The sequence below is a fragment of the Amycolatopsis sp. NPDC058986 genome, assembly GCF_042741125.1.
Lineage (GTDB): Bacteria > Actinomycetota > Actinomycetes > Mycobacteriales > Pseudonocardiaceae > Amycolatopsis.
Window position 1 is genome coordinate 1 of the sequence record NZ_JBHYJW010000123.1, and the last position, 7,485, is coordinate 7,485.

Sequence of the window (7,485 nt, forward strand, 5' to 3'; positions counted from 1 at the left end):
CTTTCTCGGTTAATTCCCTCGACTCCTATCCGTTAAAAGCCCCCTTCAGCTCGTCCCGTGAGACCAAGGTCCCCTTCAGGCGCCGACGGTCCCGTCGATTCCCTCGCGCAGGAAATCGGCGTGGCCGTTGTGCCGGGCGTACTCGTGGATCAGGTGCAGCATCACCAGCCGCAACGAGACGTCCTCGCCCCAGCGCGGCTGGTGCCCGAGCACGTCGAGGGATTCGGCTTCGCGCTCGATGCGCCGGGAGTGCTCGACCTCCGCCTGCCACGCCGCGAACGCCTCCGAGCGCGTCGCGTTCGTCGCGTCGTACGCCTCCTGGTAGTCCTGTTTGCCCGACCAGACGAACGGGACGTCCTCGGCGTTGATGACGCGGCGGAACCACGTCCGCTCCACCTCGGCCATGTGCCGCACCAGGCCCAGCAGCGACAGCGTTGACGGCGGCATCGACTGACGCCGCAGGTCCTCATCGGACAGTCCGTCGCACTTCATGGCGAGCGTGGCGCGGTGGAAGTCGAGAAAGCCGCGCAGCATCTCACGTTCGTTCCCGCGCAGCGGTGGCGCGGGCCGATCATCGGTCTTCATGGCGCTCATTATCGTGCGGCCACGAGATGCGGTCGAAGAGGTTTCGCAGTTTCGTGCCGCGGGCCGGGCTGGCGGCACCGACCCAGCCGATGCGGCCCAGCAGGTGCGCCCGGAAATCGGGGTGACCGCCGTGGTTCTGGGCTTCCGGGCCGGTGCGGACGCAGTTGTGCAGCAGCGCGCGGAGCGCGTCGTACTCAGGTCGCGCGACGGCGGGCGCGGCGTTGACGACCAGGCCCGCGATCCGCTGTTGCTGGTGTGCCCCGGCGATCGAGGTTTTGGCGTCCCGGAGCCGGAAACCCTCGTCGTGCACGATGCGCCGGACCCCGGGCAGCAGCCGATGCAGCGGCAGCGCGGCGTCACCGGAGAACGCGAGGTCGTCCGCGTAACGCGTATAGCTCGCTCCGAGCGCATGGGCGAGACCGGCCAGCCTCCGGTCGAGATGGTGGGTGACCGCGTTGGCGACAGCGGGGGAGGACGGCGCGCCCTGCGGCAGATGGGTCGCGGCGAGGCTGTTCAGCAGCCGGGTCCTGGCCGGATCACGGCGTCCGTCCGGCGCGGCGGCCAGCACGTCCGGCGGCGTCGCGGTGGTGAGCAGTCCGGCGAGCGCGTCGGCGACGGCGAGCGGATACCCGGCGAGTTCGAGCAGCGACCGGATCCGGCGTGCGGACACGGCGGGGAAGAAGCCCTCGAGATCCATGCGTACCACCAGATCCCGGCCGCTGTGCGGTGCCGCGCAGGTGATCGCCGAGCGGCCGCGCCGGAACCCGTGCGCCGCCTCGTGCACCGGCAGCGCGTCGAGCACGTGCCGCCGGATCCGGCGCTGCAGTTCGGCCAGCCGCGGTTTCGGCTGTTCCAGCAGCCGGATTCCGCCGGACGCGGTCGGCATCCACCGGTATCGGTAGTGCCGCAGCGCGGTGCCCGCCCGGCGGTTCCAGCTCCGGGCGTCGGCGAACCAGCTCAGCTCGCCGGGGGTGAGGTCGAGCGCCTGCGCGCATTCGTCGAAAGTCGTCCAGCGCGCGACCCGCCATCGCCACACCGGCATGGGCGGGAGTGGCGACACGGAGGTGACCTTTTCTCCTGTCATCCGCGCGGACTCGTACGCGGAGCGTGCCGCGCTCGCGCGGGGCGCCGTGCCTGCGTGCCGTGCTGCTCCCCGGGGTTGCCCCGGAGTGGGTGGTGATCCACCTGCTCACCTCCGTGTCGCCGCCGCCAGCCTAGGGGACCGGTGGTTCAGACCAGCCACGCGGCCGCGTCGGGCGGCAGTTTCCCGTCCGCCAGCGGGACGCTGGAGAGCAGGATTTCGCCGGGCGGGAGGGTGATCGGGCTCGCCGAAGTGTTCAGGGCACAGACCAAACCGCCTTCGCGGCGGCGGAACGCGAAACAGCCCGCGGGAGCGCCGTACCAGTCGAGCCCGTCGCGCGGCCCGCCGCGGAACGCCGGATGCCGCTTGCGCAGTTCCAGTGCGTGCCGGTACAGCGACAGCGTCGAGTGCTCGTCCTCGATCTGCTTCTCCACCGTGATCCCGGCCCATTCGGCGGGCATCGGCAGCCAGGTGCGCGGGTTGCGGGAGAAGCCGAACGGCGGCAGCTCCCCCTCCCATGGCAGCGGGACGCGGGAGGCGTCGCGCCCGAACTCCGGGCCGCTGGTCTTCGCGCGCGGATCGGCCAGCGCCTCCTCCGGAATGTCCACATTGGCCAGTCCGAGCTCGTCGCCGTTGTACAGGTAGACGACGCCGGGCAGCGCGAGCTGCACCAGCGCCATCGCCCGCGCCCGCCGGACACCTTGCGCACCGCCGCCGTACCGGCTGACCGGTCGCCAGACGTCGTGGTTGCCCAGCGTCCACGTGGCGGGCGCGCCCGCGGCGGCCGGGACGGCCAGCGAGCGTTCGATCGCGGTACGCATCGCGTCGGCGTCGAAATGCGTGAGTACCAAACGGAAGTTGAACGCAAGATGCAGTTCGTCCTGGCGCAGGTACCGGGCGAGGCGGGTCTCGTCGGTCACCCAGATCTCGCCGGTGGACACCGCGTCCGGGTACTGGTCGAGCACCTTCCGGATCATCTGGTGGATTTCGTGGACGCGGTCGTTGTCGAACCGGGGATCGTAGTAGCCGTCGGACGCGCCCACCATCAGCGAGCCCGCGCGCGGGTCCATGTCGGGCAGCCCCGGCGGTTTCGCCATCCCGTGCGCGACGTCGATGCGGAAGCCGTCGACGCCGTGGTCCAGCCAGAACCGCAGCGTCCGTTCGAGGTCCGCGGCCACGTCGGGGTTCGTCCAGTTCAGGTCCGGCTGTTGCGGGGAGAACAAGTGCAGGTACCACTGCCCGTCCGGTACCCGTGTCCATGCCGGTCCGCCGAACGCGCTGACCCAGTTGTTGGGCGGCTCGTCCCCGCGCGGGCCGAGCCCGTCGCGGAAGACGTAGCGGTCCCGCTCCGGGCTGCCCGGTCCCGCCGCCATGGCGGCCTTGAACCAGGCGTGCGTGTTGCTGGTGTGGTTGGGCACGACGTCGACGGTGACCTTGATCCCGCGTTTGTGCGCCTCGGTGAGCAGTACGTCGAAATCGCCGAGCGTGCCGAACATCGGGTCGACGTCACGGGGATCGGCGATGTCGTAGCCGTGGTCGGCCATGGGGGAGCGGTAGAACGGCGTCAGCCACAGCGCGTCGACGCCCAGCAGCTCCAGGTAGCCGAGCTTGCTCCGGATGCCTTCCAGATCGCCGACGCCGTCGCCGTCGGAATCGGCGAAGGACCGCACGTACACCTGGTAGAAGACGGCGTCACGCCACCAGGCTCCGCCGCCTTCGCCGGTTCCGGCCTGGCGCGGGCCGCGGCCGCGCGGCGGTCTCATCACACGAAGCTGTTCATCATGCTGTGCGCCGCCATTTCCAGGTAAGCCCACAGCTGCTGCCGGTACGGCTCCTCGAGGTTCTCCTCGTCCACGGCGATCTTGATGCAGCGCAGCCACGCGTCCCGCTCGATCGGCCCGATCTTGAACGGCGCGTGCCGCATCCGCAGCCGGGGGTGCCCGCGCCGGTCGGAGTAGGTGTGCGGGCCGCCCCAGTACTGCATCAGGAACAGCCGGAACCGCTCCTCGGCGGGGCCGAGGTCCTCCTCCGGGTAGAGCGGGCGCAGGATCTCGTCCTCGGCCACCTCGGCGTAGAACCGCGCGACGATCCGGCGGAAGGTCGGTTCCCCGCCCACCGCCTCGTAGAGGTTCGCCGGTTCCGGACCGCTCACAGCTGACACCCCTCCATTGTGCTCCCCGCTCATTTGTCGTTGTTCGACGTGGACAGGAATCGACCCAGTGGGGGCTCGAATCCCGCGTCCTCCAGGGCTGCGAGCAGTTGCGCGCGCAGCGCCCGCTGCACCGCCCACTGCTTCCCGGGCCGCACCTTGACCGTCAGCCGCAACTGGATGCCCTCCGGTGTGACGCTTTCCACACCGAGCATCTCCGGCGGCTCCAGCACCTTGTCCGCGAGCGCTTCGCTCTCGGTGACGGCCACCGCGGCCTTGGACAGCACCGTCGTCGCACGCTCGACGTCGGCGGAGTAGCTGAGCGGCACGTCGACCACCGCGACCGCGAAGCCCTGGCTGGAGTTGCCGACCCGCTGCACCTCACCGTTGCGGACGTACCAGACCGTGCCCTTGAGGTCACGCAAGGTCGTCACGCGCAGGCCGACCGCCTCCACGGTGCCGCTCGCCTCGCCGACGTCGACGACGTCACCCACGCCGTACTGGTCCTCGATCATCATGAACATCCCGGACAGGAAGTCCTTGACCAGGTTCTGCGCGCCGAAACCGAGCGCGACACCCACGATGCCCGCGGACGTGATGAGCGGCCCGAGGTCGAACCCCAGCACGCTGAGCACCTGCAGGGCGGCCAGCCCGTAGATGATGAACCCGGCGAGTGACTTCAGCACCGAGCCGATGGTCGTGGCCCGTTGACGCCGTCGTTCGACGACCACCGGGCCGAGCATCTCCGGCGCGCGTTCGCGCAGCGGGCGCAGCAGCGTCGGCAGCTTCCCGCCGCGGGGCAGCGTCGTGATCCGGTTGATCAGCCGCCGGACGATCCAGTTCGCCACGACGGCGATCACCACGGCCAGCACGATCTGCAGTGGTTTGGTGACAAGCCAGCCCGCGGATCCCGCGAGCCATTCGTTGTGCGTGACGTTGTAGACCTGACCGCACCACGTGCTCGGGTCCTTGATGCACGCCGGCGGTTCCCTGAACAGGGGGTTCACGGGGAGAACTCGACCTTTCGTTGGGCACGGCCCGGCCAACCTCGGGTTGATGTTGAGCCGCGCGGATGTGACACGTCTTCTAACACACGTGCGCTGAGGGGCGGATGTGTGGTCGACTATGCCTGCACCCCGTGGAGGTGGTCGAGTGCCAGACCGACAACCCATCCCCCTCGGCGCGCACGGCCAAGCCATGGCCGGGCAGGCGCCGGAGGTGGCCCTGCGTGCTTGTCCCGGGATTTCCGCAGCCGGCGGAACCACCCCGAGCGGGCCGGGGACACGACCTGGGGGTGTCTCCAGACCACCCGGCCAGCGTAGGGGCCGCGAACCCGCGGCCCCGGCCTGGGGCCGCCGCCGGGTTCTGCTGCTCAACGCCACTTTCGAGCCACTCACCGCGTTGCCGCTGCGGCGCGCTGTGGTGCTCGTCATGTGTGGCAAGGCCGAAGTGGTGCACGGCGACCCGGCGGGCGTCGAACTGCACGCCGCGACCGTTTCGCTGCCCGTGCCCTCGGTGATCCGGCTGAGCAACTACGTCCGGGTACCCTACCGAGCCCAGGTACCGCTCACGCGGGCCGGGCTGATGCACCGCGACCGGTACCGCTGCGCCTACTGCGGAGGCCGGGCCGAGACGATCGACCACGTCGTCCCGCGCAGCCGGGGCGGGCCCCACACCTGGCAGAACTGCGTGGCCTGCTGCGCCAAGTGCAACCACCGCAAGGCCGACCGGCTCCTGTCGGAGATCGGCTGGCGGCTGCGGGTGGTGCCGAGGGCACCGCACGGTCCGCACTGGCGGCTGCTCGCCCATTCCAAGGAGGCCGACCCGCTGTGGCGGCCCTACCTCGGGTCTGCCGCGTAGGCCTTCTTCGCGGATCGTTCACGCGCGTCGGCGCCCCGGCTGCCTGCTGGCGGCCGGGGCGAGCCGATGACCTGTGACGCGGTGCTGCTCAGGCGGCGAGCGCGTAGGCGCTCTGGCAGGTGACGCGGGTGCCCATCGTGACGCGCGTGCCACGGGTGACCCTCGTGCCCCGCGTGACACGGGTGCCGCAGGTGACGCGGGTGCCGGCCGTGACCCGGGTGCCGCGGGTGACCCTGGTGTCACGGGTGACGCGCGTGCCCGCCGTGACCCTGGTCCCGCGGGTGACCCTGGTGCCTCGCGTGACGCGGGTGCCCATGGTCACCCGGGTGCCCGCCGTGACGCGTGTACCGCGGGTGACCCGAGTACCCCGCGTAACCCTTGTGCCGGACGTCACACGCGTTCCGGGCTGGAATTCAACGTCGCTGGGTGACCAAACGGTCTCGGTGATCGCCTGTGCGGGGGGCTGGACGCTCTGCATGACGTGGCCTCCTGGGACCGGTGCGTTACCTGCTGGGGGCTGGGAAGCGGGGCGCAAGGCCCGTACAGGTGAAAAAGCTACGAGGATTTCAAGGGGCCGACAAGACGAACGCGCCCGGTGCGGCCGCCTGTACGGTGAGTTGCCATCTTTCGGCCCGACGTCCTTCGCCCCAACGTTCCAGTCCTGGCACGGCAAGCGGCGGACGGCGTCCCCGAGGCGGTGAGCGGTCGGTCTCATCACGGGCGCGGTGAGCGGGTGGCCGGGATGGCCATCCGATACGCTCACCGGCGTGAACCTTGTCGAGACGATCCTGGTCTTCGCGGTGATCCCCTTGGCCATCTACGGAGTGGTCGGCCTGGCCACCCTGCGGACCAAGTTCGCCGGTACCCCCCGGTACCGGCCGGGGCAGCCGTGGGAGTACCCGGCCATGTGGTGGAGCGCCAACCCCGACGGGGTCGGCTCCGGGCACCGGCACGCCGGTGCGGACAACGCGGCGCCCGCCGACGGCGCCCCGACCGCTGCGGGAGGCGCTCGTGGCAGCTGGTGAACTGACGCACGCGCACAGCGCCGGCGTCGCCGAGCGAGAACTCGCCTACGGGGAGGCCATTACCTCCAGTGGGCGCCTTTCGGCAGCCAAGATGTACGAACCGGCTGCTCCGAAAGGCCCATTCACGACCAAGCAGCTGGCCCGGCTCGACGAGGCGCTGACCTTCGCCAGCCGGGAGACCGGCCTCGACTTCAGCATCTACCTCGGCGAGCTCGGCGAGGACAGCCGCGCGGGCGCGGAGAAGCTCCACTCGGGCACGTCCGACCCGGCCAACGCCGTCCTGATCGCGGTGTCGCCCGCCGAGCGGCTCATCGAGATCGTCACCGGCACGCACGCCTACCTGCGGCTGCCGGACCGGGGCGCGAAGCTCGCGGTCGCCAGCATGGTCGCCTCCTTCAAGGAGGGCGACCTGGTCGGCGGTCTCGTCAACGCCCTGCGCATGCTGTCGGACCAGGCCGGCTCGCCCGCCTGAGCCGCTTGAACGCCCGAAGGGGCCTGGTACCGCGTCTCCCACGCGATACCAGGCCCCTTCGGCATTCTCCCGCCGCGTTGCCACCCCAGGACTCACGTGCGTTCCCCGTGAAGTGCTCCGCGATGTCGTATTCGCGTGTTTCGCTCGCGCTGGAGCGCCGACGGGCTTACCCGCGGCCCGGCCGCATGTCGCGAACGCGTCGTTCGCGACGATCAACGTCTCGTACGCGTCGTTCAGGACGCGTACGGGCGCCCGCTGTACGGCGTGGATGCCGTGAAGGCCTCCTTACCGGCGCTCAGCGCCGGTAAGGAGG

Annotated in this window: 9 protein-coding genes; 3 read left to right on the forward strand and 6 right to left on the reverse strand. The window is 70.6% G+C overall.

Going from position 1 to position 7,485, the window contains the following annotated elements; all coding sequences use genetic code 11:
- Nucleotides 1–75: 75 nt before the first annotated feature.
- The 5 genes from ACFW0G_RS45035 to ACFW0G_RS45055 all read right to left on the reverse strand — a co-directional run bounded on the left by ACFW0G_RS45035 (nucleotide 76) and on the right by ACFW0G_RS45055 (nucleotide 4,822).
- Nucleotides 76–585 (reverse strand): DinB family protein, encoded by a 510-nt coding sequence (locus ACFW0G_RS45035; protein ID WP_378331738.1) that lies wholly within the window; start codon nucleotides 583–585, stop codon nucleotides 76–78.
- Nucleotides 572–1,669, reverse strand: coding sequence for a reverse transcriptase family protein (locus ACFW0G_RS45040; protein ID WP_378331739.1), 1,098 nt, complete (start codon nucleotides 1,667–1,669; stop codon nucleotides 572–574). The genes ACFW0G_RS45035 and ACFW0G_RS45040 overlap by 14 nt, the downstream gene beginning before the upstream one ends.
- A gap of 146 nt (nucleotides 1,670–1,815) precedes the next feature.
- Nucleotides 1,816–3,429: a glycoside hydrolase family 13 protein gene (locus tag ACFW0G_RS45045; RefSeq protein ID WP_378331740.1), complete on the reverse strand. Its 1,614-nt coding sequence runs from the start codon at nucleotides 3,427–3,429 to the stop codon at nucleotides 1,816–1,818.
- The gene (locus ACFW0G_RS45050; protein ID WP_378331741.1) at nucleotides 3,429–3,827 is read right to left on the reverse strand and encodes a globin; all 399 of its coding nucleotides are present in this window, start codon (nucleotides 3,825–3,827) and stop codon (nucleotides 3,429–3,431) included. Before ACFW0G_RS45050 ends, ACFW0G_RS45045 begins: the two co-directional genes overlap by 1 nt.
- Before the next feature lie 20 nt (nucleotides 3,828–3,847).
- A complete protein-coding gene (locus tag ACFW0G_RS45055; RefSeq protein ID WP_378331742.1) occupies nucleotides 3,848–4,822 on the reverse strand; it encodes a mechanosensitive ion channel family protein in 975 nt (324 codons plus the stop codon).
- Nucleotides 4,823–5,180: 358 nt separating this feature from the next.
- Between ACFW0G_RS45055 and ACFW0G_RS45060 the strand changes: the two genes are divergently transcribed.
- Complete coding sequence (locus ACFW0G_RS45060) at nucleotides 5,181–5,675, forward strand: HNH endonuclease (protein WP_378331746.1); 495 nt, start codon at nucleotides 5,181–5,183, stop codon at nucleotides 5,673–5,675.
- 88 nt (nucleotides 5,676–5,763) lie between these two features.
- Here the strand turns inward: ACFW0G_RS45060 and ACFW0G_RS45065 are convergent, their stop codons facing one another.
- The gene (locus tag ACFW0G_RS45065; protein WP_378331743.1) at nucleotides 5,764–5,991 is read right to left on the reverse strand and encodes a hypothetical protein; all 228 of its coding nucleotides are present in this window, start codon (nucleotides 5,989–5,991) and stop codon (nucleotides 5,764–5,766) included.
- 451 nt (nucleotides 5,992–6,442) lie between these two features.
- On the opposite strand from ACFW0G_RS45065, the gene ACFW0G_RS45070 reads away from it, so the two are divergent.
- The gene (locus ACFW0G_RS45070; protein WP_378331744.1) at nucleotides 6,443–6,700 is read left to right on the forward strand and encodes a hypothetical protein; all 258 of its coding nucleotides are present in this window, start codon (nucleotides 6,443–6,445) and stop codon (nucleotides 6,698–6,700) included.
- Nucleotides 6,687–7,172 (forward strand): DUF5130 family protein, encoded by a 486-nt coding sequence (locus ACFW0G_RS45075; protein WP_378331745.1) that lies wholly within the window; start codon nucleotides 6,687–6,689, stop codon nucleotides 7,170–7,172. Before ACFW0G_RS45070 ends, ACFW0G_RS45075 begins: the two co-directional genes overlap by 14 nt.
- The last annotated feature ends 313 nt before the right edge of the window (nucleotides 7,173–7,485 follow it).